This is a genomic window from Pseudomonas sp. (assembly GCF_002796985.1).
Taxonomy (GTDB): domain Bacteria; phylum Pseudomonadota; class Gammaproteobacteria; order Pseudomonadales; family Pseudomonadaceae; genus Pseudomonas.
This window is the reverse complement of the sequence record NZ_PEKX01000004.1, coordinates 59,034-83,360: the sequence shown is the minus strand read 5'-3', so window position 1 is coordinate 83,360 and position 24,327 is coordinate 59,034. Positions and strand designations below refer to the sequence as shown.

The 24,327-nt window shown below is 66.6% G+C and carries 20 protein-coding genes; 3 read left to right on the top strand and 17 right to left on the bottom strand.

All coding sequences use genetic code 11. The features are described from left to right. Positions 1 to 9 precede the first annotated feature (9 nt). Positions 10 to 510 carry a helix-turn-helix domain-containing protein gene (locus CTR55_RS03360; RefSeq protein WP_296284134.1) on the bottom strand — a complete coding sequence of 167 codons (501 nt, stop codon included), beginning with the start codon at positions 508 to 510 and terminating at the stop codon, positions 10 to 12. A gap of 670 nt (positions 511 to 1,180) precedes the next feature. On the opposite strand from CTR55_RS03360, the gene CTR55_RS03355 reads away from it, so the two are divergent. Beyond that, on the top strand, positions 1,181 to 2,488 hold the full coding sequence (locus CTR55_RS03355; RefSeq protein WP_296284393.1) for an OprD family porin: 1,308 nt from the start codon (positions 1,181 to 1,183) through the stop codon (positions 2,486 to 2,488). Positions 2,489 to 2,540: 52 nt separating this feature from the next. Here the strand turns inward: CTR55_RS03355 and CTR55_RS03350 are convergent, their stop codons facing one another. Beyond that, positions 2,541 to 3,311, bottom strand: a complete 771-nt coding sequence (locus CTR55_RS03350) for an alpha/beta hydrolase (RefSeq protein WP_296284133.1) — start codon at positions 3,309 to 3,311, stop codon at positions 2,541 to 2,543. A gap of 351 nt (positions 3,312 to 3,662) precedes the next feature. Between CTR55_RS03350 and CTR55_RS03345 the strand changes: the two genes are divergently transcribed. Beyond that, positions 3,663 to 4,310 (top strand): alpha/beta family hydrolase, encoded by a 648-nt coding sequence (locus CTR55_RS03345; protein ID WP_296284132.1) that lies wholly within the window; start codon positions 3,663 to 3,665, stop codon positions 4,308 to 4,310. Here CTR55_RS03345 and CTR55_RS03340 read toward each other — a convergent pair. From CTR55_RS03340 to CTR55_RS03290, 11 genes are all read right to left on the bottom strand, one after another. After that, positions 4,303 to 4,596: a gamma-butyrobetaine hydroxylase-like domain-containing protein gene (locus CTR55_RS03340; protein ID WP_296284131.1), complete on the bottom strand. Its 294-nt coding sequence runs from the start codon at positions 4,594 to 4,596 to the stop codon at positions 4,303 to 4,305. The two genes, CTR55_RS03345 and CTR55_RS03340, sit on opposite strands and share 8 nt — an antisense overlap. Continuing rightward, positions 4,593 to 5,594 (bottom strand): HEAT repeat domain-containing protein, encoded by a 1,002-nt coding sequence (locus CTR55_RS03335; protein WP_296284130.1) that lies wholly within the window; start codon positions 5,592 to 5,594, stop codon positions 4,593 to 4,595. Before CTR55_RS03335 ends, CTR55_RS03340 begins: the two co-directional genes overlap by 4 nt. After that, positions 5,591 to 6,439, bottom strand: a complete 849-nt coding sequence (locus tag CTR55_RS03330) for an ABC transporter ATP-binding protein (RefSeq protein WP_296284129.1) — start codon at positions 6,437 to 6,439, stop codon at positions 5,591 to 5,593. The genes CTR55_RS03335 and CTR55_RS03330 overlap by 4 nt, the downstream gene beginning before the upstream one ends. Continuing rightward, on the bottom strand, positions 6,436 to 7,224 hold the full coding sequence (locus CTR55_RS03325; protein WP_296284128.1) for an ABC transporter permease: 789 nt from the start codon (positions 7,222 to 7,224) through the stop codon (positions 6,436 to 6,438). The genes CTR55_RS03330 and CTR55_RS03325 overlap by 4 nt, the downstream gene beginning before the upstream one ends. Before the next feature lie 50 nt (positions 7,225 to 7,274). Next, positions 7,275 to 8,681, bottom strand: coding sequence for an ABC transporter substrate-binding protein (locus tag CTR55_RS03320; protein ID WP_296284127.1), 1,407 nt, complete (start codon positions 8,679 to 8,681; stop codon positions 7,275 to 7,277). Between the two features lie 211 nt (positions 8,682 to 8,892). Further along, the gene (locus tag CTR55_RS03315) at positions 8,893 to 9,138 is read right to left on the bottom strand and encodes a ferredoxin family protein (protein ID WP_024767017.1); all 246 of its coding nucleotides are present in this window, start codon (positions 9,136 to 9,138) and stop codon (positions 8,893 to 8,895) included. A 268-nt stretch (positions 9,139 to 9,406) separates the two neighbouring features. Continuing rightward, positions 9,407 to 11,158, bottom strand: coding sequence for a fumarate reductase/succinate dehydrogenase flavoprotein subunit (locus tag CTR55_RS03310; RefSeq protein WP_296284126.1), 1,752 nt, complete (start codon positions 11,156 to 11,158; stop codon positions 9,407 to 9,409). Further along, positions 11,155 to 11,904 (bottom strand): GntR family transcriptional regulator, encoded by a 750-nt coding sequence (locus tag CTR55_RS03305; protein WP_296284125.1) that lies wholly within the window; start codon positions 11,902 to 11,904, stop codon positions 11,155 to 11,157. Before CTR55_RS03305 ends, CTR55_RS03310 begins: the two co-directional genes overlap by 4 nt. Positions 11,905 to 12,239: 335 nt before the next feature. After that, positions 12,240 to 13,130: a TauD/TfdA family dioxygenase gene (locus tag CTR55_RS03300; RefSeq protein WP_296284124.1), complete on the bottom strand. Its 891-nt coding sequence runs from the start codon at positions 13,128 to 13,130 to the stop codon at positions 12,240 to 12,242. Positions 13,131 to 13,224: 94 nt separating this feature from the next. Beyond that, positions 13,225 to 14,130 (bottom strand): TauD/TfdA family dioxygenase, encoded by a 906-nt coding sequence (locus CTR55_RS03295; RefSeq protein WP_296284123.1) that lies wholly within the window; start codon positions 14,128 to 14,130, stop codon positions 13,225 to 13,227. Between the two features lie 57 nt (positions 14,131 to 14,187). Continuing rightward, positions 14,188 to 16,569: a TonB-dependent receptor gene (locus CTR55_RS03290; protein ID WP_296284122.1), complete on the bottom strand. Its 2,382-nt coding sequence runs from the start codon at positions 16,567 to 16,569 to the stop codon at positions 14,188 to 14,190. A gap of 325 nt (positions 16,570 to 16,894) precedes the next feature. On the opposite strand from CTR55_RS03290, the gene CTR55_RS03285 reads away from it, so the two are divergent. After that, a complete protein-coding gene (locus CTR55_RS03285) occupies positions 16,895 to 17,815 on the top strand; it encodes a LysR family transcriptional regulator (RefSeq protein WP_296284121.1) in 921 nt (306 codons plus the stop codon). Positions 17,816 to 18,554: 739 nt separating this feature from the next. On the opposite strand, the gene CTR55_RS03280 is transcribed toward CTR55_RS03285, so the two are convergent. The 4 genes from CTR55_RS03280 to CTR55_RS03265 are packed head-to-tail and all read right to left on the bottom strand — an operon-like array spanning position 18,555 to position 24,300. Continuing rightward, a complete protein-coding gene (locus CTR55_RS03280) occupies positions 18,555 to 20,654 on the bottom strand; it encodes an HlyD family efflux transporter periplasmic adaptor subunit (RefSeq protein ID WP_296284120.1) in 2,100 nt (699 codons plus the stop codon). Between the two features lie 5 nt (positions 20,655 to 20,659). Continuing rightward, positions 20,660 to 22,000, bottom strand: coding sequence for an HlyD family efflux transporter periplasmic adaptor subunit (locus tag CTR55_RS03275; RefSeq protein ID WP_296284119.1), 1,341 nt, complete (start codon positions 21,998 to 22,000; stop codon positions 20,660 to 20,662). Next, positions 21,993 to 22,769 carry an efflux RND transporter periplasmic adaptor subunit gene (locus CTR55_RS03270; protein ID WP_296284118.1) on the bottom strand — a complete coding sequence of 259 codons (777 nt, stop codon included), beginning with the start codon at positions 22,767 to 22,769 and terminating at the stop codon, positions 21,993 to 21,995. The genes CTR55_RS03275 and CTR55_RS03270 overlap by 8 nt, the downstream gene beginning before the upstream one ends. Further along, positions 22,756 to 24,300 carry a TolC family protein gene (locus tag CTR55_RS03265; protein WP_296284117.1) on the bottom strand — a complete coding sequence of 515 codons (1,545 nt, stop codon included), beginning with the start codon at positions 24,298 to 24,300 and terminating at the stop codon, positions 22,756 to 22,758. The genes CTR55_RS03270 and CTR55_RS03265 overlap by 14 nt, the downstream gene beginning before the upstream one ends. Positions 24,301 to 24,327: the final 27 nt, after the last annotated feature.

Genomic DNA, 24,327 nt, shown 5'->3' with positions numbered 1-24,327 from the left:
AGGCCTCGCTCAGGCGTGATCGGCGTGGGGGATGGGCTGGGGATTTGCTTGCGGGAAGACGGGGACGAGCTGATCGCCTTCGCGGCGGTGAATCTGGTGTTGCGGTCCGATGGGCTCGCCGCTGTCGGCGTCCACCAGGGCGATGCGCACCGGGCGGCCGCTGCGCGTGTCCACCAGCTCGGCGTGTCCGGCCATGCCGGCGTGGCGCTTGCCCCACTGCAGCAGGGTCAGCAGCACCGGGCGCAGGTCGCGGCCGCGCTCGGTGAGCAGGTAGTCGAAGCGCGGCGGGTGATCGTTGTACTGGCGGCGCTGCAGCAGGCCGCTGTCCACCAGGGCGCGCAGGCGGCGGGTGAGCACGTTGCTGGCGATGCCCAATCGTGCGAGGAACTGGTCGAAGCGGGTGGAGCCGTAGAAGGCTTCGCGCAGGATCAGCACGTTCCAGCTGTCGCCGATCAGGTCCAGCGCCTGGGCCACGGGGCAGGGCAGGTGGTCGAAGCTGGTTCTGCGCATGGTTGTACCTCTTTACATGAATACCGTCATCTAATCGGGCCGCCTTGTCACGGGCCTGGCAAGGCGACAGGCAAGGTCTGGCTGGAAAAGATTATGGTCGTAATCTAATTCGGTGACTTGCTTTGCGCAAGTGACTCGTCAGGGAAGGGGCGGCGCAGGGGATGAACGGTGTGCCGGGTGAACTTCCGGCTGGCGCAATGGTTGCCCGATTCTGCGGAACTTGCCCGGAGAAGTTCAGGGAAAGTTGGCGGGAAGTACCGCCGGAATAACTCGGGAAGTGGCCGGGATAATTATCCGGGAAATGGTCTGGAACGGCTGTTCCATTACTTTCCTTCAGGCAAAAAAAGGCCGCCTGGGGAGGCGGCCAAACCAAAGGATGATGAAGTGGAGCAATCTCCCGGACGCTCTGGAGCGGGCATCCGGGACTCATGTGCTTCATCGGGGCGCAAGCTTAACGGCGATGGCGATAAATGCTGAATCATTCGTCTCGATATCGACTATCGACAAAGCTGGTTGGAGACGCGGGCGACGGATTGTTATCTCTTCGCACACTCTGCCAATGGCGGGGAAATATAAGAAAGTTGTTCAGAATTCAATCGATACACCTGCCAAGACAAGTCCAATAAAGGGGTAGCAGATGTCCGCGTTCCGTCTTTCCACTCGTGTTTCAATGCTGGGTGCCATCGTCGTCGGCATTCCGTTCCAGCTGGCGCACGCCGCCGCCGTTTCCGACCAGTCCGAGGCCACCGGCTTCATCGAAGGCAGCAGCGCCTCGCTGCTGATGCGCAACTACTACTACAACAGCGACCGCAAGTCCGGCGCCGGTGACCGCAAGGACTGGACCCAGGGCTTCACGCTGAACTACAGCTCCGGCTTCACCCAGGGCACCGTCGGCTTCGGTGTCGAGGCCTTCGGCAACTGGGGCATCCGCCTGGACGGCGGCGCCGGCACCTCCGGCACCGGCAACCTGCCGGTGCGCGACGACGGTTCGCCGGAAAGCGAGTACGGCCGCGCTGGCGGCGCCGTGAAGCTGCGCGTCTCGAAGACCGAACTGCGCTGGGGTGACCTGCAACCCACCGCGCCGGTGTTCGCCGCCGGAGGCACCCGCCTGTTCCCGCAGACCGCCACCGGCTTCAACGTGCTCAGCAGCGAGATCGAGGGGCTGGACCTGGACGGCGGCCACTTCACCGGCGGCAACGGCCCGGTGACCACCAATGGCGACCACGGCATCTGGGCCTCCTACGCCAACGTCGAGGCCAGCAGCATCGACTACGTGGGCGGCAAGTACGCGGTCAACGACGCGCTGAACTTCTCGCTCTATGCCTCCAAGCTCGAAGACGTGTGGCGCCAGTACTACGGCAACGCCAACTACACGCTGTCGCTGGCGGACGACCAGTCGCTGAACTTCGATTTCAACCTCTACCGCACCAACGACGACGGCAGCGCCAAGGCCGGCGAGATCAGCAACACCACCTGGTCCGCCGCTGCCGCGTACACCTTCCTCACCGCGCACACCCTGACGCTGGCCTACCAGAAGGTCCACGGCGATACGCCGTTCGACTACGTGGCCTTCGGCGTCAACGGCCCCGGCGATACCGGTGACTCGATCTTCCTCGCCAACTCCATCCAGTACTCGGACTTCAATGGTCCGGAGGAGAAGTCCTGGCAGTTGCGCTACGACCTGGCGATGGCCACCTACGGCATCCCCGGCCTGAGCTTCATGGCCCGCTACGTCAACGGCCATGGCATCGACGGCACGAAAATGGCCGCCGACAGCCCGTACCGCGGTTATGGCTACGGCGAGGACGGCAAGCACCACGAGACCAACCTGGAAGCCCGGTACGTGGTGCAGTCCGGGCCGGCGAAGGACCTCTCGTTCCGCCTGCGCGAGGCGATCCATCGCGGTAACGCCGACCAGGCCGAAGGCGACGTCAACGAGTTCCGCCTGATCGTCGACTACCCGCTGTCGATCCTGTAGTGACTGGCGCCGGCGTCTCGTTTCCGGGGCGCCGGTGCTGCACGCGGTGGGTCTAATAGGCGAGGTGGGAAATCGCCTGCGCCAGGCCATCCGGGTTGTCGTAGGCGATCATGTGCCCGCTATGGGCAACGATTTCGACCTGGCAGCCGGTCTGGTGATACAGGCGGATGTCGTTCAGGGGGGTATTGTCCGAGAGAATCACGGCCTTCCTGGGGGTACGCAGCACTTTCAGGGCCTCGATCCACCTGCCTGAGTCGTAGTCGGCGAGCGCTGCGCCGGCCCACTGGTAGATGGCCTGAGGCGAGCAGATCTGGAAGGAGCCGAGCCAGGCTTCGTTGTCGCCGTCCTCCTTGAGTTGTTCGAGCAATTGTGAAAAGCCGATGGCGACAAACTCGCTTTCACTCATGGCCGTGATGGATTCGAGCAGGGCGATGCCATAGTCGGTGAGGCCGGGTTGGCAGAGGATCAGCTTGTTGACCTTGTTTGGCATGGCGGCCGCGAGCTTGATAGCGATGAAGGCGCCGGCGCTGTGGCCGAACAGGCTGCAGCGGGGGACCCCAGTGCTGAGAATCCAGTTCTCCAGCGTCTGGGCCTGGGCCGTTGTGCCGTAGAGGGTGGCGTCGGGCTTGTCGCTGAAACCGGCGCCGGGCAGGTCGACCAGCCAGGAGCGGCGCCGGCAATAGGCGTCCGACGCGATGACCGCCGGATAGTCACTGCTCGATGCGCAACCCAGGCCGTGAATGTAGATCAGGGGTGACGCTCCATAGCAGACGTCTTGCCAACGCAGCAGGTCCTTCTGCTCGTCAAAGGGGTAGGTGTTCATGTCTCACACTCCCATTGGAATTGCAGAACCCGGAGGCTTGCGGAAGATGCACGAGATGGCATGAGAGCTTCTTCGTGCGTACCGCCATGGGCATGGCGGTGAGGTCAGGGTAGGGGGCGGAGCCGGGTCGCGGGGCGGCAGTTCGGGCGAGGTTGAAACCGGTCAAATTTGGGTCTGCTTTTCTTGTGGGAAGCGTCAGTTTGTTCGTCATTCGCTTGCCACTCCCGATGAAGGGGCGAACGACATCCGATCCGCTGTTGTCCTGGCGGACCCGCGGCAGGCCTTGCCTGCCATGACGCGGGACTGCGCCGGTCCTACAATGCGTGTTCCCTCCCGCCCCAAGGACATCCCATGCCCGCCGACGAAGAGCGCAGCACGCAACTGATCGACGGCCCGGTGGGCAAGCTGCAGTTGCTGATCGATCGGCCGGGTGTGCCGGTGAAAGGCATCGCGCTGATCAGCCATCCGCAGCCGTTGCTTGGCGGCAGCCCGAAGCACCGCGTGCCGCTGACCCTGTCGCGCAGGCTCTGTGGCGCCGGTTGGCTGACCGTGCGGCCGAGCTTCCGTGGCGTGGACGGCAGCGAGGGTGAGTACGCCGAAGGCATCGGCGAGGCGCAGGACATGCTCGCGGTGATCGCGCACCTGCGTCGCGAGCATCCCGAGCTGCCGTTGGCACTGGTGGGCTTTTCCTTCGGCTCTTATGTGTTCGCCCGCGTGGCCGGCGACCTGTCACCGCCTGCGCAGGCCATTGCCCTGATGGGCTTGCCGGTGGGCACGGTGCCCGGTGGCCGCGCCTACGAAGCACAGGAGCTGCCGGCCGATTGCCTGCTGCTGCACGGCGAGGCGGACGAGATGGCGCCGCTGGCCAACCTGCTGGACTGGGCGCGCCCGGCGAAGCGCGAGGTGGTGCTCTATGCCGGCGCCGACCACTTCTTCAAGGGTTGCCTGGAGCGTGCGGTCGAGCGTGTGCTGGAGCACCTGACCCGTGCGATCAACTGAGCGCCTGCCGCCCTAGCTCACGCAGATACGACCAGGGATAGATACCCCGGTCGTGGCCATCGTCGAACACCAGCTGCACTCCATAGCCTTGGAGGTTGAGTTCCTGCAGGACGACCCCGGCCGAAACCAGCTCGATGCGCCCCTGAAGGCGCGCCGCCCGGCACTGCGAGCAGGGGCAGGCGCCGCGCAGGCGGGTGAAAGGGATGCACTGTTCGACGCCATCGTCCCAGCGGATGCGCAGCTCGCCATCGGCGCTGGAGCGGTGCAGAGCGACTGGTGTGTTCATGCCGATTGGCCCGGGTGCGGCTTTTGCTCCAACTGAGCCAGCGCGATGCGCACGGCCTTGCGGACTTCCGGGTCGCCGTCGTGCTCGGCGTTGCGCAGTGCTTCGACGGCCTCGCCGCTGCCCAGTTCGCCCAGGGCCAGCGCGGCTTCCTTGCGCAGGTTGGCGATACCGTGGCCGAGCACCAACTTCAGGCCGTCCAGCGCTGGCAGGTAGCGCAGCTTGCCCAGCGAGCGGGCGGCGCGCAGGCGCACCTGCCAGAAGTCATCTTCCAGTGCGTGTACCAGCGCATCACCGGCTTCCGGCAGCGCCAGTTTGCCAAGGGTGCCGGCGGCTTCCTCGCGTACCTGCCAGGCCGGGTCGGCCAGCGCCGCCTGCAGGGCCGGCAGCACGCTGGCATCGATGGCCAGGCCGAGGGCGCCGGCAGCCGCGCGGCGGACTTCGGCGTCCGGGTCGTCGCGAGTGAGCCGCGCCAGGTGCGGCAGGGCGTCGGTGCGCTTGAGCCAGCCGAGGATGCCCACGGCTTCGCGGCGCACACCGGCGTCGCTGTCGCCCAGCGCAGCCAGGGCCGGTTCGGCGGCCTCTTCCAGGCGCAGTTCACGCAGGGCGCGCAGGGCGCTGCGACGAACGAAGATGTCGGCGTGGGTCGCCCACGGCAGCAGGCGTACGCCGGCTTCGGCGGTTTTCAGCTCGCTCAGGCTCTGGGCGGCGGCTTCGCGCACGTCGTCGTCAGGGTCGGCCAGGGCCTGGCAGAGGGCGTCCACCACGTCGGGTTCTTCCCAGGCTTCCAGCAGGCGTGCGGCCTCGGCACGGACGCTGGCGGCGGCGTCATGGTTCAGCGCGTGGGCCAGCCAGGGCAGGCCGCCGGGCTCTTCCAGGTCGGCCAGCTCGATCAGCGCGATGCGGCGCACGCCGGCGTCGGCGTCCTGCAGGCGCGGTCGCAGGTCGAGGATGTCGGGGTTGTCGGTGCTGATGTTGGATGAGGGATTGAAATCGGTCATATGGCGAATCGCGGTATCCGTTGTGGAGTGGGCAGGCCCAGCGGGGTCAGGCGTGGCAGCTGGCGGCCGTCTTCATGGCGCAGCAGTTCCAGGCAGTGGCGCTTGAGCCGGGAGAATTCAGGCGTGGTGAGCAGGTCGGCGTGGCGCGGGCGCGGGAAGTCGAGGCGGAGGTCTTCGAGGATGCGCCCCGGTCGCGGGCTCATCACCAGGATGCGGTCGGCGAGGAACAGCGCCTCGTCGATGTCGTGGGTGATGAACAGCACGCTGGTGCGCAGGCGCGTCCAGATATCCAGCAGCAGCTCCTGCATCATCATCCGGGTCTGTGCGTCGAGGGCGCCGAAGGGTTCGTCCATCAGCAGCAGGCGCGGCTGGTTGATCAGCACGCGGGCGATTTCCACGCGCTGCTGCATGCCGCCGGAAAGCTGCGATGGCCAGCGGTCGGCGAAGCCGTTCAGGCCCACCAGCTGGAGCATTTCGTCCGCCTGCCGATGGCGCTCGACGCGGGGCACGCCGCGCATCTTCAGGCCGAAGGCGACGTTGTCGCGCACCCGCCGCCAGGGCAGCAGGGTGTGGTGCTGGAACACCATGCCGCGCTCGGGCGACGGGCCGGCGACGGTGTGGCCGTCCACTTCCAGCTGGCCGGCGCTGGGCGTCAGGTGCCCGGCCAGGGCGCCGAGCAGGGTGGACTTGCCGCAGCCGGAGGGGCCGAGCACGCAGACGAACTCGCCCGGCTCGATGGAGAAGCTCAGGGACTGCACGGCCTCGAAGGCGTCGCGGCCGCTGCCCAGGTGGATCGACAGGCCGTCGACGCGCACGCGCCCCGGTGCGCTGGCGGGCAGGTTCATGGCTTGCCTCCGGCCTGGCGCTGCCAGGGCGTGACCAGTGCGCCGAGCTGGCGCACCAGCAGGCTGCTGGCCATGCCGAGCACGCCGATCAGCAGCATGCCGACGACGATGTCGGGGTAGTTCTGCAAGGTGTAGGACTCCCAGGTGTAATAGCCGATGCCCCATTGCCCGGAGATCATCTCGGCGGTCACCAGGCAGAACCACGAGGTGCCCATGCCGATGGCCAGGCCGGTGACGATGCTCGGTGCGGCGCCCGGTAGCACCACTTCGCGCAGCAGTGCCAGGCGCCCGGCGCCGAGGCTGCGGGCGGAGGCGAGCAGGCGTGGGTCGACGGCTTCGACGCCATGGATGGTGTTGAGCAGGACCGGGAACAGCGCGCCGGTGAAGGTGATGAAGATCATCGACAGCTCGGAGCTGGGGAACATCAGGATCGCCAGCGGAATCCACGCCACCGCCGGGATCGGCCGCAGCACTTCCAATGGCGGCAACAGGCTGTCGCGGGCCCAGCGGCCCCGGCCAATGACCAGCCCGAGGAGGATGCCGGCGAAGGCTGCCAGCAGGTAGCCGGCGAGCACCCGCAGCAGGCTGCTGCCCAGGTGGCGGCCAAGCTTGCTCGATTGCGCGAGGTTCCAGGCGGCGTCGAACACGTCGCGCGGGCCGGGCACGTTGGCGAAAGTGACCACGCCGAGGTTCACGTGGCGCGCACTGAGCACCTGCCAGAGCGCGAGGCAGACCAGCAGCGAGGCCAGGCGCAGGCTCCAGCGGGTGAGGGTGGTGGTGTTCATCTTCGGTCTCCGCCAGCCCCGGCGCGTGGGCGCCGGGGCTGGTCTTCGATTCAGCGGCTGGCCACGGCCTGCTGGCTGGCGGCGGCGAAGTCGGCAACCTCGCCTCCATGCTGGCGGGCGAAGGCGTCGGCCTGTTCGCGCAGCAGGAAGGCGTCCAGCGCGCCATCCTTGCCGCGCACGAACCAGGCTTGCCCGGCGAGCAGCTTGATACCGCTGTCGCTGGCCTGGGCGTACACCGCGCGGATGTCCTTGCCCTGCTGTTTGAGCTCGGCCAGCTGGCCCAGCGCTTCCTTCGCGGTCGCGTAGCTGCGCACCTTCGGCTCGCCGCGTACCCAGACCTGCGCCACCTTGCGGGTGTCAGTGATCGGCTTGTTGGTCAGCGCGTCGTTACCCAGCAGTGGCTGCTGCGCGTAGTTCTTCAGCGCCTGCTCGTAGTCGGCGCCGGAGGCCTTGAAGGCGGCGCGAATGTAACGGTCGTCGACGAACTGCTCGACGTTCAGCCCGCGGTCGGCCTTCTTCAAGAGCTTCAGGGTGTCGATGGCGGTGGCCACGGCCTGGCGGTATTCCGGCTTCCAGGTCAGGTCGCGGGTCTGCAGGCCGAGCGGGCCGTGGAACAGGTAGTTCACCTCGGCGGGAATGCCGGCGACCTTCTCGATCAGCTCGCTGTACTTCTCCGGGTCCTGCGCCAGCAGCTGGTTGGCCTCGTAGGTGGCGCGCAGGTAGGCCTCGACGATCTCCGGGTGCTTCTGCGCGTAGTCCGCTTCCACCAGCGCGCCATGGAAGGTCGGCGCCTTGGCCTGGGAGCCGTCGTAGATCTTGCGGGCGATGCCACGGTTTTCGAACAGCTCGGCGAAGGGCACGAAGTCGGCGTGGGCGGCGATCTTGTTGGCCTGCAGCGCGGAGCCGGCGACTTCCGGCGGCTGCGCGATGATGGTCACGTCCTTCTCCGGGTCCCAGCCTTGCGCGGCGATGGCGCGCAGCAGCAGGCCGTGGGCGGTGGAGGCGAAGGGCACGGAGATGGTCTGGCCCTTGAGCTCGGCCAGCGACTGCACCTTGGAGGCGGCGGGCACGACGATGCCGTTGCCGCTGCCCTCGATGCTGCCCGAGAGTACGCTGATGAACAGGCTGCGCTTGCCGGCGGCCTCGTGGGCGACGCCGTTGAGCGAGCCGGGGAAGTCGGCCATGGCGCCGAAGTCGAGCTTGCCGGCAACCATCTCGTTGGTCAGCGGCGCGCCGCTGGTGAAGTTTTTCCATTGCACGTCGTACTGGGCGTCCTTGTACGCACCGTCGTGCGGCAGGTACTTGTCGAGCAGGCCGAGTTCGCGGATCAACAGGCCACCGGCGGCGCAGTTGATGGTGGTGTCCTGGGTGCCGATGGCGACGCGGATGGTCTCGCCGTGGGCAGTGATGCTGGCAATGGCGAGCGCGAGGCCGGCCAGGGTGGTGCGCAAGGTCATGGGTGTTCCCCTCGAATCATCAGTATTGGAATCGTCTCCGCCGCAGGTCTTGCGGTGGGAAACGAGGGGCGGTGCATCAGGCGTCCGGCGGTGGGGCCGGATGGCATTTCTTATTAGGTTCTTCGTAGGAGCGAGCTTGCTCGCGAACAGCCCGTCTGCCGGCCCTGGTTCGCGAGCAAGCTCGCTCCTACAAGAGCAGCGGCGGTGCGGATTAACGCAGCAGGTACGGAATCTCGACCCGCACGGCGCCGGTCGGGCAGTCCTTCTCGCAGGGCATGCAGTACCAGCATTCGTCGAAGGCCATGTAGGCCTTCTGGGTGGCGGGGTTGATTGCCAGCAGGTCCATCGGGCAGACCTCGACGCAGACGGTGCAGCCCTTGTCGGCGATGCACTTGTCCTCGTCCACCGTTACCGGGGCGCTGGAGCGGAAGAAGATTTCCTGGGGTTGGTAGGCCATTGCACGCGGTCCTCATCGTGTTGCTTGCCGGCCGTCGTGGCGGCGGGCTGGTTCTGTTCGGTGTTGCTGGGGTGGATCTGGTGCTCGGGCCTTCCCTCACCCCAGCCCTGGCTGCGCGCCCCGCTCAGAGGGAGAGGGGGCCGTTCGGTGGGGATGGAAAGCACTGAGTCAGCCGGCGAGCGCCGACCCATTCGCCGCTCTGGACAGTCCCCTCTCCCTCCGGGAGAGGGTTAGGGTGAGGGGCCTTTCAGGCCGTCAGTCCAATCTCTCAAGCCGCTTCGCTCTTCACCCGCAGCCGCTCGTAGGCCTGCTGCTCATCCTCATCCAGCGCGATCACATAGGGTTCGATGGGCTTCTTGAAACTGGTCATCGCGCCGTCCTCGCCCTTCTTCAGATGCGCATGGCAGAACCATTCGGCGTCGTTGCGCAGCGGGTAGTCGACGCGGTGGTGGTACAGACCCCAGCGGCTCTCGGTGCGGAACAGCGAGGCACGGGCGGCCATCTCGGCGCAGTCGCGGATCACGCTGACTTCCATGGCGCGCATCAGCTCGTGGGGGTTGTTGGCCTTGAGCTGATCGAGGTCGCGGGCGATCTCGGTGAAGCGTTGCAGGCCGATCTCCATCTTCTTTGTCACCTTGGGCGGCTGCAGGTAGTCGTTGACCATCCGCCGCAGCTTGTACTCGACCTGCGCCGGTGGCAGGCCGTGCTCGCGTTTCAAGGGTGCGAACACTCGTTCGCGTTCACGGGCCACCTGGGCGCCATCGACTTCGCTGAATTCGCGCCCGGCCACGTACTGCGCGGCGTTGGCGCCGGCGAACCAGCCGTAGGTGAAGGCGCCGAGCATGTAGTTGTGCGGCACGGCAGCCATGTCGCCGGCCGAGTACAGGCCCTTCACGCTGGTCTCGGCCTTCTCGTTGACCCAAACGCCGGAGGCCGAATGGCCGGAGCAGAAGCCGATCTCGGAGATGTGCATCTCCACCATCTGCTGGCGGTAGTCGGTGCCGCGCCCGGCGTGGAACTGGCCACGGCTGGGGCGTTCGTTGCTGTGGAGGATTTCCTCGATGGTCTGGATGGTTTCCTCGGCAAGGTGGTCGAGCTTGAGGAACACCGGGCCGTTGCCGCCTTCGAGTTCCTGGTGGAACTCCCACATCATCTGGCCGCTCCAGTAATCGCACTCGATGAAGCGCTCGCCCTTGCTGTTGGCGGTGTAGCCGCCCAGCGGGCCGGTGACGTAGGCGCAGGCCGGGCCGTTGTAATCCTTGATCAGCGGGTTGATCTGGAAACACTCCAGGTTCGAGAGTTCCGCCCCCGCGTGGTAGGCCATGGCGTAGCCGTCGCCGGCGTTGGTGGGGTTCTCGTAGGTGCCCATCAGGTAGCCGGAAGAGGGCAGGCCCAGGCGGCCGGCGGCGCCGCAGGCGAGCACCACGGCTTTGGCGCGGATCACCTGGAACTGCGCGGTGCGGCAGTCGAAACCGAGCAGGCCGTTGACCGCGCCGTCGGCGTCGGTGAGCAGGCGGGTGACCACCAGGCGGTTGGTGATCTCGATGCGCGCGCGCTTGAGCTGGCGGTACAGCACTTTCTTGATGTCGTGGCCCTCGGGCATGGGCAGCACGTAGGCGCCCATGTGGTGGACCTTCTTCACCGCGTAGTCGCCGACTTCGTCCTTCTCGAACTTCACGCCCCAGCGGTCCAGCTGCTGCAGGGTCTCGAAGCTGTGGGTGGCGTAGGCGTAGACCGCTGTCTGGTTGACGATGCCGTCGTTGGCGACGGTGATTTCCTTGGTGTACTGCTCGGGCGTGGCGTGGCCGGGAATGATCGCGTTGTTCAGCCCATCCATGCCCATGCTGATGGCGCCGCTGCGCTTGACGTTGGCCTTGTCCACCAGCAGCACGCGCAGCTCGCGGTTGGCTTCCTTGGCCTTGATCGCGGCCATCGGGCCGGCGGTGCCGCCGCCGATCACCACGATGTCGTAGGCGAGTTCCTTGTCCTCGGGAACCTGGGAGAGGTCGAACTGGCTCATTGGTGCTGTCCCTTGTGGCGGTCGATGCGCAGGCGGTACTGGAAGGCATCGCCGCGGTAGTAGAGGTGTTCGTAGTCCAGCGGCGTGCCGTCGGCGGTGTGGGTCAGGCGCTCGATGCGCATCACCGGCGAGCCTTCTTCCACCTCCAGCGCGCGCGCCAGTTCGGCGTCGGCGAGGATGGCGTCGATGGCGAGATCGGCATGGCCCAGGGGCAGGGCGCAGTCGTTCTCGAGGATCAGGAAGATGTCGCGGCTGACCAGGTCGGCCTTCTCCAGGCGCTTGCCGACGTGCTCGGGCAGCCAGGTGATCTCCAGCGACACCAGCTCGCGGTTGACCAGGCGGGCGCGCTTGATCTGCACCACGCTCTCGCCCTCGGCGACCTGCAGGCGCGCGGCGACCTGGGCGTTGGCCGGCACGCTCTTGAAGCTGCGCAGGCGGTTGATCACCTCGTAGCCGCGCTCGGTCATGGACTCACCCAGGCCCTGCAGGGTGCTGACGTTCTGGAACGCCTTGGGCTTGGCGACAAAGGTGCCCTTGCCGTGGATCTTGAAGATCAGCCCTTCCTTCTGCAGGTCGCCCAGCGCCTGGCGCACGGTGATCCGGCTGACCTCGAAGGCCTTGCCCAGCTCGGCCTCGGAGGGCATGCGGCTGAGCGGCGGATAGGTGCCGTCGAGGATGCGCGTGCGCAGGACTTCCTTGAGCTGGCTGTAGAGCGGAACGGGGGAGAGGGGGAGTAGTTCGGCCATAGGTCATAACTTGTTATGACGAGTTGCCGAAACTATAAAAGGAATAATTGACTCAGCACAAGAAACGATTTGGCATAAGCATAGAAAGCCTTGCCTGCAGGGTTTTTCGGGCCATCCGCAGCAGATAACCTGTTCCAGGTTATCTGCCCTACTGGGCTCGCTCCTACAAAATCAAAAGCCCCTCACCCTAACCCCCTCCCGCAAGCGGGAGAGGGGACCGTTCGGTGCAGGAGGGCGCAATGGCGTCAGTTTGCAGGGCGAATAACGCGCCAGCGTTATCCGCCGCTGGTGAGCCCGGCGGAAAACCTGTTCCAGGTTATGCGCCCTACATTGCCTCAGAACGGCCGGCTGCCGGACAGGCTGATGCGCTTCAGGCGGCGCGTCTCGCTGGCCGGGAAGGCGTTACGGCCATGCAGCACGGCCTGGTTGTCCCACCAGACGATGTCGCCGACCGACCATTTGTGGCTGTAGATCAGCTCGGGCCGCTGCAGGTGTTCGCGCAGTTTCTCCACCAGTGCGGCGCCCTGTTGCGGATCGGCGCCGGGGATTTCCACCTCGGTGTGCACGGAGAGGAACAGCACGCGCTTGCCGTTCTCCGGATGGGTGCGCACCAGCGGATGTTCGGTGCCCTGGATGGGCTCGATGTCCGGGGTGCGGTAGCGCACGAAGGTGCCGTTGTAGCCGCCGCTCTTCAGACGGATGAAGGGGTTGTAGTTGATCAGCCGCAGCGGGTCGATCTCGGCGCGGGTCGCTTCATCCAGCGTCTCGTAGGCGCGGGCGAGGTTGGTGAACTGGGTTTCGCCGCCGGTCCTGGGCACCTCCAGCGCATAGAGGAAGGACCCGGAAGAGGGCACCGGGGTCCACTGGTGGTCGACGTGGGCCGGCAGGGCGAAGTTGCCCAGCTCGCCATCCTCGGTGTTGGCCACCTTGACGATGTCCGGGGCCTTGCCGTCGGTGCCGGAGGACAGCACCGGCACATCGGCGGGCGGCTGGAACACCGCGCCGAACAGGGTGGCGAAGCGCAGGTACTGCTGATCGTCGAGCTGCTGGTCCTTGAAGATCAGGATGTGGTGCTCGCGGTGGGCCTGCTTGATCGCCAGGATCTGTTCCGGGGTCAGCGGCTCGCGGGCGTCCAGGCCGCGCACTTCGGCGCCCAGCGGGGCGTCTAGGGGGACGATGGCGAAGGCTTCGGGGGTGGTTTGCTTAAGGGCGTTGGATTGAGTCATCGGGTTAGTCCTGAGTGGGGGATTCCCTCTCCTCAGCCCTCGCCCTTCAGGGAGAGGGTTAGGGAGAGGGGCTTTCAATTTTTGGGGTTAGAGCTCAAACCTTCTTGATCGTCCGGCTGCGCTGCCCGTCGACGCCCACCGGCACGTCGCCGTCGAGGGTCACGCGGCGCACGATGCGCGGCTGGGTACCGTAGTCGTCCACGGCGTAGTGCTGGGTCGCGCGGTTGTCCCAGATCGCCACGTCGCCCGGCTGCCAGCGCCAGCGCACGGTGTTCTCCAGGCGGGTGACGTGGCTCTGCAGCACGGCGAACAGGTGCGCGGAGTCATGCTGCGAGAGGCCTTTCAGGCGCTTGACGAAGTGCCCCAGCAGCAGGGTCTTCTCGCCGCTGATCGGGTGCACGCGCACTACTGGATGCTCGGTCTCGTAGACAGTGGAGGTGAACACCTTGCGGTACTCCTCCAGGCGCGCCGGATCGACATTCGGGCGCACGCTGGCGTAGTCATACTCGTTGCTGTGTACCGCCCAGAGCGAATCGGCCAGGGCTTTCAGCTCCGGCGTCAGGTCGTCGTAGGCGCTGGCGGTGTTGGCCCACACGGTGTCGCCGCCGGCCTCGGGGGCCACCAAGTTGCGCAGGATCGAGGCCTTGGGATAGGCGTCGACGAAGGTCACGTCGGTGTGCCAGGAGTTGGCGCGGCGGCCCTGGGCGCCGTCGAGTTCCAGCAGGTAATGGGTGCCTTCCTGCACCGGCACGGTGGGGTGCGCCACCGGGGTGCCGAGCAGCTTGGCGAAGGCCTCCTGGCCCTGGTCGTCGAGGTGCGCCTGTCCACGGAAGAAGATCACCTTGTGCTTCACCAGCGCGGCCTGGATGGCGTCGGTGGTGGCGGCGTCCAGCTCGCCGGACAGCTTCACGCCGCGAATCTCGGCGCCGATGCGCCCGGCAACTGGGCGGATATCGAGGCTGACTACGTCCTGCTGGATTGCTTGTGCTGCGTTGCTCATCTCATCGTCCTCTTGCTGTGGCAATAGAACCGCGCCGTCTGGCGCGGCGGATGGGGATCAGAAGTCGTAACGGACCGAGGCGCCCAGCGTGCGCGGCTGGCCCACCGAGGCGGTGTAGGAGCCGTTGATGCTGGCGAAGGCGGCCAGGTAGTAGTCCTTGTCGAACGCGTTCTTCAGCCATACCGAGGCGTCCAGTTGGCCGTCGCCGAGGTCCTTGCGCAGGCCGACGGAGAAGTTCGCCAGGCCGTAGCCGTCGATCTTCGAGAGGTCGGAGTTGTCCAGCGTGCCCTCGGCCTCGGAGCGGTAGGAGTAGCTGCCGCTCACGTAGGGGCGGATGCCGTCGTCGAGGTTCCAGGCGTACTCGCCGTTGAGGTTGCCGATCCACTTCGACGCGCCGACCACGCGCTGCCCGGTGAGGTCGCAGCTGGCGGGTGCGCCGGGCTGGGTGGAGACTTCCGCCGGGCAAGGGGCGTCCTTGAACGACAGGTAGGTGACGTCGTTGTAGGAGCCGTTGAAGTTCAGCGTCAGGCCGCGAATGGGCAGGGCGGTGGCCTCGAACTCCAGGCCGCGCGAACGCACGCTGCCCGCGTTGGAGAGCACCGAAACCAGCTGGGTGGAGCCCGGCGGCTGGTACAGGGTGGTCGCCTGGTAGCCGTGGATGCCGGTCCAGAAGATGTTGGTGTTGAGCTGCAGACGGTTGTCGAACAGGGTCGTCTTGATCCCCAGCTCGGCGTCGTTGGCGCGTTCCGGGCCGACCAGCAGGGAGTCCGCGCCGGCCGTTGGCGCGCTGGCCACGGCCAGGTTCACGCCGCCGGACTTCTCGCCGTGGGACAGCGACGCGTAGCCCAGGAAGTCGTCGGTGAACTGGTAGCTCAGGCTCAGCAGCGCCGAGGGCGCGAAGCTGTAGAGGCTGAGGTCGCCCGAGTCGTAGGCGCCCAGCTGGTTGCGTCGTACTACCGCGCCGACACCGGTGACTGGTGCGCCACCGACCGGGTCGAAACGCTCGACCTTGGCGTCCTTCTCCTCGTAGGTGCCGCGCAGGCCGGCGGTGAAGTCCAGTTTGTCGGTGAGGTGCCAGGTGCCCTGGGCGAACAGCGCGAAGCTGTCGGTCTCGATCTTGCCGTTGGCTTTCGAATAGGTGTTGTTCAGCGCATTCAGGTTGGTGCCGAGCAGGTAGCGGTCGACCAGCGGCCCGTAGTCGGTGAAGGTCTTGTTGCCCAGGTTCTGGTTGAACGCGTAAGCGCCCAGCACGTAGTCGAAGAAGCCGCCGGTGGGCGAGGCCAGGCGGATTTCCTGGGAGAACTGGCGGTCGTGGACTTCCACGCCGGTATTGTTGATCGCCGAGACGTTGAGCTGCTCGTCGTTGGCCGGGGTGAAGTGCCAGTAGCGGTAGGCGCTGATGGAGGTCAGCTTGTAGCCGCCGTTGAGGTTCCAGTTGGCCTCCACCGAGCTGCCGCCCTGGTGCACGCTGACGTTCTGCCGGCCATTGATGTTGACCTTGTGCCGGTCCGGGTCGCGGATCGGCGAGGCGCCCACGGCGGCGGCGCGCTGCCAGAAACGGTCGGCGGCACCGTACACCACCATGCTGCCGTTGCTCGAATCCTCCTCGTTGTAGTCGTTGATCCAGCGCAGGTCGAAGTCCTCGTTGGGCTTGAACAGCAGTTGCCCGCGGATGCCCTGGCGCTCGCCGCCGTTGAGGTCGTTGTCGTCGTGGATGTTCTTGATGTAGCCGTCATCGCGGGTGCGGTAGGCCGAGACGCGCCCGGCGAGGGTGTCGGTCAGTGCGCCGGAGACAGTGCCCTTGCCCTGGAAGTAGCCGTCCTGGCCACCGGAGACTTCCACGCTGCGCTCGGGGCTGAAGGTCGGCGCGCGGGTGCTGATGTTCAGCACGCCGGCCGTGGTGTTCTTGCCGAACAGCGTGCCCTGCGGGCCGCGCAGCAGCTCCAGTTGCTCGATGTCCAGCAGGTCGAATACCGCCATGCCGGGGCGGCCGAGGTAGACGTTGTCCAGGTAGACCCCGGCGCTGCCTTCCAGGCCGTCGCTGGCCGGGTTGTTGCCGATGCCGCGCACCGCGATGCTCGATTGCCGCGCGTGGATGAAGGCAACGTTCACGCTGGGCAGGATCTGCTGCAGGTCCTGCACCTTGTAGACGCGCTGGGTTTCCAGGGTTTCGCCGCCGACCACGGTGATCGGCGTGGGCACCTTCTGCGAGTCCTCCTCGCGGCGGCGGGCGGTGACGGTGACCTTGCCCAGGGTGGCGTCAGCCTTGGCCGGCGCGGCGCTGACGGGTTTGCCGGGCTCACCGTCGGTGGTGGCGTCCGCGGTTTCCTCGGCGAGCACCGGCAGGGCGCCGCCCAGGGCCAGCAACAGCACCACGGCATAGTCCGGAGCGCGCAGCCGGCGCGGCTTGAAGGGGAAGGGCGAATGTCTCGAAGTCATGCTGTGTCCTTGAACTTGAACGAAAGGCCTTTGCGCGCCGATCGCAGGCAAAACGGGGCCGCGCCAGGCAAAAGTGGCGAACGACGTTTTTCGTTGTGGGTGGGTGCGGCTTTTGCTGTCAGCGACAGCGGGACAGGCACATTCGCAAGGAAAGGAGGTGCAGGGCTGGCATCGGGCGACTCCTGGTCTGAGCTATATTCTTAGTTCATAAAAGAATAGATGTTTGTTTTATTCTTCGTTGACGGAATAAGAGCTTGCATTTAAAACCAGCGCATACCCAGCGGCAAATGCCTTTGCCCACTATTTTCAATGCCGGAAATGCATCATGGATCTGCGCCAACTCCGCTACTTCATCGCCCTCAACGAACACCGCAGCTTCGTACGCGCCGCCGACGCCATGGGCATCACCCAGCCGGCGTTCAGCCGCAGCATCCAGGGCCTGGAGCAGGAGCTGGGCTGCCGCCTGGTGGACCGTGGCAGCAAGGACCTGCGCCCGACCCCCGAAGGCCAGGTGGTGCTGCAACACGCGCTGAGCCTGGTGCAGGGCGCCAACAACCTGAGCCACGCGGTGGCCCGGCTGAACAAGCTGGATTCCGGCGAGCTGCGTTTCGGCAGCGGGCCGGCGCCGGCGCAGAAGCTGGTGTCTGACGCCGTGTCACGCTTCGTCCAGCGCTACCCACGCATCCACATCCAGTTCGGCGTGGACAACTGGGAGCGCCTGGCGCGCAGCCTGAGCCGCGAGGAAATCGAGTTCTTCGTCGCCGATATTCGCCATTTCGAGGCCGACCCGAACTTCCAGACCCGTGCGCTGAAGCCGCGCAGCGGGCTGTTCTTCTGCCGCGAGGGGCACCCGTTGCTGGCCAAGGAAAGCCTCTCCACCAACGACCTGTTCGCCTACCCGCTGGCGGCCACGCTGATCCCGCCCAGCGCGCGGAAGATGCTCGCCAACTTGAGCGGCAAGATCGACATCACCACCAATGTGCAGTGCGAGGACATGGGCTCGCTGGTGCGCATCGTCAGCCAGACCGACGCCATCGGCATCGCCGTGGAAGAGGCACTGAGCGAGCCGATGGCGCGCGGGGAGCTGGTGCGTCTGCACTTGCGCAACCTGCCGCAGAACGTCGACATCCTCCAGGCCCGCTGCGGCATCGTCACCCGCAGCGGCGACCGCCTTTCGGCGGCGGCGCGGGCGATGATCGAGCTGCTGGTGGACCTGGATGCAGGGGTGGAGAGCGAGGTGGCGTAGAGCGTCGCTGAACCTGCTGGAGAGGGCTATGCCCGCGGTCTGCTGGCGGTGTTCCTGACCTCCTGAGCTGCAATTACGCTGCCTCGGGCTGGGAGTTCCAGCGCCGCTTCGGCGTACGCCCGGGCTTCTTGTTTCGCCCCCTCGGGCGACCTTCTTTGGCAAACGACCCAAAGAAGGCAAAGGTCTTGCCCCAATCATCCGGTTTTTCGCTTGGGGCGAAAAATACCCTCGTTGAAGCGCAGTTTCAGGGGCCCGCGTTGACGGGCCATCCCTGGCCCGACAACGCTCTCGCGACATCCATGTCGCTCAACCCCTGAAACTCCGCCTCAACGAGGCCTCCTGAACGGGGCATTCGGCGTGCGCGGATGTTTCTCTGGAACCCTCATCAGAGCCAGAGCCAGAGCCAGAGCCAGAGCCAGAGCCAGAGCCAGAGCGGTGCAGTCCCCTGTAGGAGCGAGCTTGCTCGCGAACCGCCCAACGCTGAGCCCCTCCTGCGGGAGCAACTGTCTGCATCTAAAATCTCGTGCCAGCTACTCCCCCTCCCTGATCTTGCCTGCGGGCCCCGCTCCGAAGAACGTAGGGCGCATAACGCGCCAGCGTTATCCGCCGCTGGGCAACCGGCGCATAACCCGTTCCGGGTTATGCGCCCTACGGTCTGATTGGTCCCGCGGCCCCCGTTTGCGTAGGAGCGGACTCTGTCCGCGATGGACTTCGCCCAACTCCGTCTCGCGCTTAACCGCTAGAACCCACTCTCCCGCAGCGCCACCGCCAGCAACCGGGTGAACCCTTCACCCAGCCAGCTACGCCGCGCGCCCTCGATCTGCAGGTGGCCACGGGTTTCATGCAAACCCGGCGGCGGGGCGTCCAGCTTCACCAGCACATGGAACAGCGCCGGGTTGGGCACCAGCGCTTCGCCGTGCGAGTTGACGTTCAGCGGGCCGCCGTAACGCGAGGCGAGCATCGGCTGTTCCAGCTGGCCGATGCGCGTGGTGCCGATCAGCACCACCTGGCCGTCGATGGGGCGCGGCACCCCTTCGGGGTAGAAGCGCACATGGCCGCCGTCGGTGAGGCGCTGCACTTCGTCCTGCTTGACGTAGGCGTCCACCAGCCAGTGTTGCGGGTCCACCAGCACGCCGATGGGCTCGCGGGTGTTGATCCACTGGCCGGGCTTCCAGTCCGGGTTGACGTCCAGCCAGCGCCCGGCAAAGGGCGCTTGCAGGGTGAGGCGGGCCATCTCGTTGCGCGCGGCGCGGGCCTGCTGGTACTCCACGCCCAGGCGCTGGCGGGTGACGGCTTCCTCGCTAAGCCCCGACGGGTCGGCCAGCATGCCGGCCAGGCGACCCTGGTAGCCGCGGATGCTCGCCTCGCTGCCGGCCACCTTGGCGGCGATATCGGGCTCCTCCATCACTGCCAGGGTTTCACCCTTGCCGACCTCGCCACCGGGGCGCAGGTCGCGTAGCAGCGCGGGGAAGGGGGCGTAGACGTGCAACTGCTGCGCCGCGCGGGCCACGCCCATGGCGTGCACCTGGGTGCGCCAGGGAATGGCGAGCAGCAGGACGATGGCGCCGAGCAGCGCAAGAAAGACCAGCTTGCGTCGCGGCTTCACTTCCGCGCGGCGCTGCCACCAGACCTTGAGTTCGCGCCACACGGGCTGAACGATGAACCAGCTGATTTCCACGGCGAACAGGAAGATCCCCAGCAGTTTGAAGAAGAAGTAATAGACCGCCACGGCGATACCGAGGAACAGCAGCAGGCGGTAGACCCAGGTGCCGAAGGCGAAGGCCACCAGCAGGCGGCGCTTGCCGGTGGGGAAGTGCTCCGGCCAGGGCTCGTCGAGCCCCAGCACGTTGCGCCTTAGCGTGGTGCGCGCGAGGGCGCCGGCGCGTTCGTGCAGGTTGGGGAAGTCCAGCAGGTCGGAGAAGATGAAGTAGCCGTCGAAGCGCATGAACGGGCTGGCGTTCAACGCCAGCGACAGCGCCCAACTGGTGGTCGCCAGGTACAGCAGCCCGTTACGGAAGGGGCCGGGGTCGGCCAATGCCCAGCCCAGGGTCGAGAGCCCGGCCAGGCCCAGTTCGGTGATGATCCCGGCGCTGGCGATGGCCAGCCGCTGGCGGTTGCTGCGCAGCTTCCAGCTCTCGCCGGTGTCGGTGTAGAGCATCGGCCACATCACCACGAAGGCGATGCCCATGTGCGCGACTTTCAAGCCCAATCGCGTCGCCACCAGCGCGTGGCCCAGCTCGTGCAACGTCTTCGCCACTACCAGCGCGGCGGCGAAACTGAGCAGGCCCTCGAAGGAGAAGGACTCCACCACGTCGTGGGTGAAGGTGTCCCACTGGTGCGTCACCAGCACGATGCCGGCGAGGCTGAGCAGCAACACCAGCATCGCCACGTAGCGGTTGAACAGCCAGTCGAGGCTGCCGGCGATGGCGCGCAGGAAGCGCTGCGGGCGCAGCAGCGGGATGCGGAAGAACAGGTAGTGGTGCAGCCACCAGTTCCAGGTCGTCCACTGCTTGCCTTCACTGCGCGCGGCCAGGCGGGCCAGCGCCTCGGGGCCGGGGCGCAGCAATTGGTGGTGTTCGAGGAACTGGCGGAAGCCCAGCACCTGCTCGGCGTCGGGCTTGAGCGCGGTTTGTTCGCCGATCTGCTCGCTGATCTGCCGGGGCGTCTGCTCCCAGCGCAGCAGGCACTCGAACTCTAGCCAGCCGATGCGATAGAAACGGTTGAGCACGCAGTCCTGGATCACCCACACCGGCTCGCCGTCGGGGCCGGGCGCGGCTTCGTCCAGGCGCAGGTCGTCACGCAGCGGCGGAGTGGGCAGGTCTTCGGCGGCAACGTCCATTGCCTTTACCAGCCAGTCCAGGCGCGCAGCGAGGCCAGCGGGCGGCGCAGCAGGTAGTAGCCGAGCACCACGCGCTCGCCGTAGAGCTTGGCGGTGCCGTGCAGGCCCAGGCGAGCATGGGGCGGGGCGTCCTGCACGCTGGCCAGCAGGCGGTAGGAGGCCACGCCCTCGTCGCTGGGCTTGGCCTGGTAACTGGTATCGAGGATTTCCCCGTGCAGCGGGTCCAGCGGGTAAGCGGTGAGGAACAGCGCGACTTTCGCCCCTGGCTCCAGCGCAATCGCATCGGCCACTGGCAGTTGGATGCGCATGCCGGGCGCCTTCGGGTCGGCGATCTGCAGGATGCGTTCGCCGGTGACCACCGGCTTGCCCAGCCAGTCGTTGGGGTCGCTGTACACCGCCACGCCGGCGCGCGGCGCAAGCACGCGGGTGCGCGCCAGTTGCGCCTGTACGGCGGCCAGTTCGGCGCGGCGCTGGCGCGAGCGGCCGTCGAGCACCGACAGCTCGCTCTTGCTCTGCGGGTTGTCGAAGGCGCGCTGGCTGGCCGCCATGAGTTCGGCATCGGCCACCGCGACTTCCTTGGCCAGCACATCGGCGCGGCTGCGCAGGGTGGTTTCGTCCAGTTCGAAGAGCGGTGTGCCGACCTCGACGCTCTGGTTCGGGCGCACCAGCATTTTGACGATCACGCCGTCGATGGGCGAGCTGATGACCTGGGCGTTGCGCGAGACGATTTCCGCCGGCGCCAGGGCGGTCTGCCGCACCGGGATCAGCAGCAGCGCGGCCAGCGCGATCATGCCGACCAGTACCTGGCGCTTGCTCGGCCGCCAGTAGCGCAAGCGGGTGCGCGGGCCGAACGAAGCCCAGGCGTGCGCCCAGGTCTGCCAGATGCCCTGCAGCAGCGGTTGCAGGTTGCGCGCCGGTGCTTCGTCGAGCAGGAACAGCACCAGTCCCAGGCGCTTGCCGGCGCGGTCGTGCAGCGGCACGCACCAGAGCCCGGCGGGCCACCATTCGCTCCAGCCTTCGGCGATGTCGGCGGGCGGTTCGATGGCGTCGCGAGCCAGCCAGGTGGGCGTGGCGTCGGGTAGTTGTGCGGCAACCCAGCGGCTGGCGCGTTCCAGCCAGACCAGATAGGGCGAGTCTTCCGTGGGCTTGGCGAGGCCGGAAACCGCCAGCAGTTCATTGCGCGACTCTTGGCAGGCGAACACCAGTGCCTGGTGGAAACGCAGCAGCGGGAACAGGTCGTTGGCGATGCTGAAAGCCAGGCTACCTAGCGAGTCGGCCGTCAGCGCCTTGTCGCGCACATTGGCCAGGCTCAGCAGCAGCTGGGGTGGCGGAAGCAGCTCACTCATGGCTTTCGGGGAAGCGCGCGACCCCGCTCATGCCGGCGATCAATTCGGGGTAGCTGGCGTCCAGTTTCGCTTCCAGCTCCACGGTCTGCGCCACCGCGTCGACCCGCGCGTTGATCACGCTGACCTTGGCCGGGTAGTGCTTGCCGGTTTCGTGGATGTCCACCTCCAGCGGCATGTCCGGGCGTAGGCTGGGCAGCATGGAAGAGGGCACGTTAAGACGGACCTTCAGCGCTCCGTCGCTGACCAGGTCGAACAGCGGCGTGCCGGCGGTCACCGTCTGGTACGGCTTGACGTAGACCTTGGCGATGCGCCCGGAGAACGGTGCGTCGACCAGGCAGTAGCCCGCCTGGGCACGGGCCAGGGTGAGGGCGCCATCGGCCTTCTGTACCTCGGTGTTGGCCATGGCGACTTCCAGGTCGCCTACCGCGTCGAGCTTGCGCAGGTTCTGCTTGGCGGCGAGGTTGGCGCGGGCCATGTTCAGTTCGGCGCCGGCGACCTTGGCGCGGGCGTTCACTTCCACGCAGTTGAGCTGAGCGAGTTCGGCGTCCTTGGCGACCTTGTCGCCCAGGCTGGCCTTGAGCGCGCCGAGGGTGCCGTTCATCTGGGCGGAGAGGGTGGTTTCCAGGTTGGACACCAGCAGCACGCGGATGGCGCCGGGGTCCTGGCTGTCGGGCAGTGGCGGCAGGCCGGTGGGGGCGTCATCGGCCAGCACCGGCTGGAGCAACATCAGGTACAGCGGGAGGAGCAGGTACGACTTACTGCGCGGCATTGGCGGTTCCTTCTTTGCCACTGGCGGTGCTGCTGGCGAGCAGGTTGGTACTGGTCTGTTGTTCCAGGGTGCGCTGGATTTCCCGCGCGAGGGTCTTCACGTCGTGGTTCTGGATTTCCTTGGGCATCACCTCGAAGCCCACCGAGTTGTACAACCGGCCCCAGGCGGCCTGGGCGTCGGAGTAGGCGGCTTCGCGCTGGTAGCGCGAGAGCAGGAAGCGGCCTTCGGCGCGGATCAGCTCCAGTTCGCTGCCTAGCGCGGCGCCGCGGGCGGACTGGGCGTAGCTGAGCAGGCTCTGGTCGACGCGCAGGCTCTCGTCGGCGAACTCCACTTCCTGCTTGGCCAGCTGGTAGCGCAACAGGCCGACCCGGACCTGGGTGAGGATGGCCATGGACAGCGCGGTGCGGCGCATGTCGTCGGTCTTTTCCTGGCTGGCCTCGGCGGCCTTGATGTCCGGGTACTGGGCCAGGCGCAGCAGGTTCATCGAGACGTTGATGCCGGTCTGGTTCCAGTCGTTGTTGTACAGGTACTTGTTGGAGTCGTACTCGTAGCCGTAGTTGAAGCTGACGTTGGGCCACAGCTGGGCCTTGGCGATCTTCAGGTCGTTCATGTCGACGCGTTTTCTGTACCACTCCTCCATGATTTCCGGGCGGCGCTCCAGCGACAGGCGTTCGAGCTGTTCGACGTTGTTGGTCACCAGCGGCAGCGGCTGCTCGCCGATGTCGGCCAGGACCATCTTGGTGTTCGGCGGCAGCGACATCAGCGCGGCCAGTTCGGCGCGGGCGAACTCCAGGTCCTGGCGGCGCACGGTGAGCATGTACACCGAGTCGAGCAGGGCGCGCTGGTAGGCGAGGATGTCCTGGCGCGGCAGCAGGCCCTTGCCCTCGGCCTCGCGGGCGGCGGTCAGGGCGCGGTGGGTGCGCATCAGCAGGCCGTCCACTTCCGGCAGCAGGCGCTGGGCGCCGAGCGCGCGCCAGTAGGCGTTGCGCACATCCTGCAGGACGTTCTGCGCGACCTTCTCGCGGCGCTCTTCGGCCATCAGCATCTGGTCGTTCTTCTGCTGGGTGCGGAAGTAGGCGACGCCGAAGTCCAGCAGGCTCCAGGACAGCCCGAGGCTGTAGAGCTGGCGGTAGCGTTCTTCCGAGGTGGACGGACGCAGGCTGACCTGGCGGTCCTCGATGCCGATGGAGGTGCCGCCCGAATCGTTGTTACGCCCGGCGTAGCCGGCGGAGGCGACCACGCGCGGCAGCATCTCGTGGCTGGTGACGTCGCGCAGGTCGGAGGCCAGCGCGCTTTCCAGCAGCTTCAGGCGGTAGTCGAGGTTGTATTTCAATGCTCGGGCGGAGGCTTCGTAGAAGGTGATCGGCCCGCTGACCGGTTCCTGCTCCTTGTACATGCGAGCCTGGTCCTCGATCACCCGTTGGCGCATTTCCTCCTCGGTGTAGGGCTTGGGCTCGAACGCCGAGCAGGCGCTGAGCAGGATGCTGGCAGTGAGGGTGGCACTCAGGCATTTCAGGGCGTAGGCGGGCATGTGAGGTCCTTGGTCCTTCCGTGATTT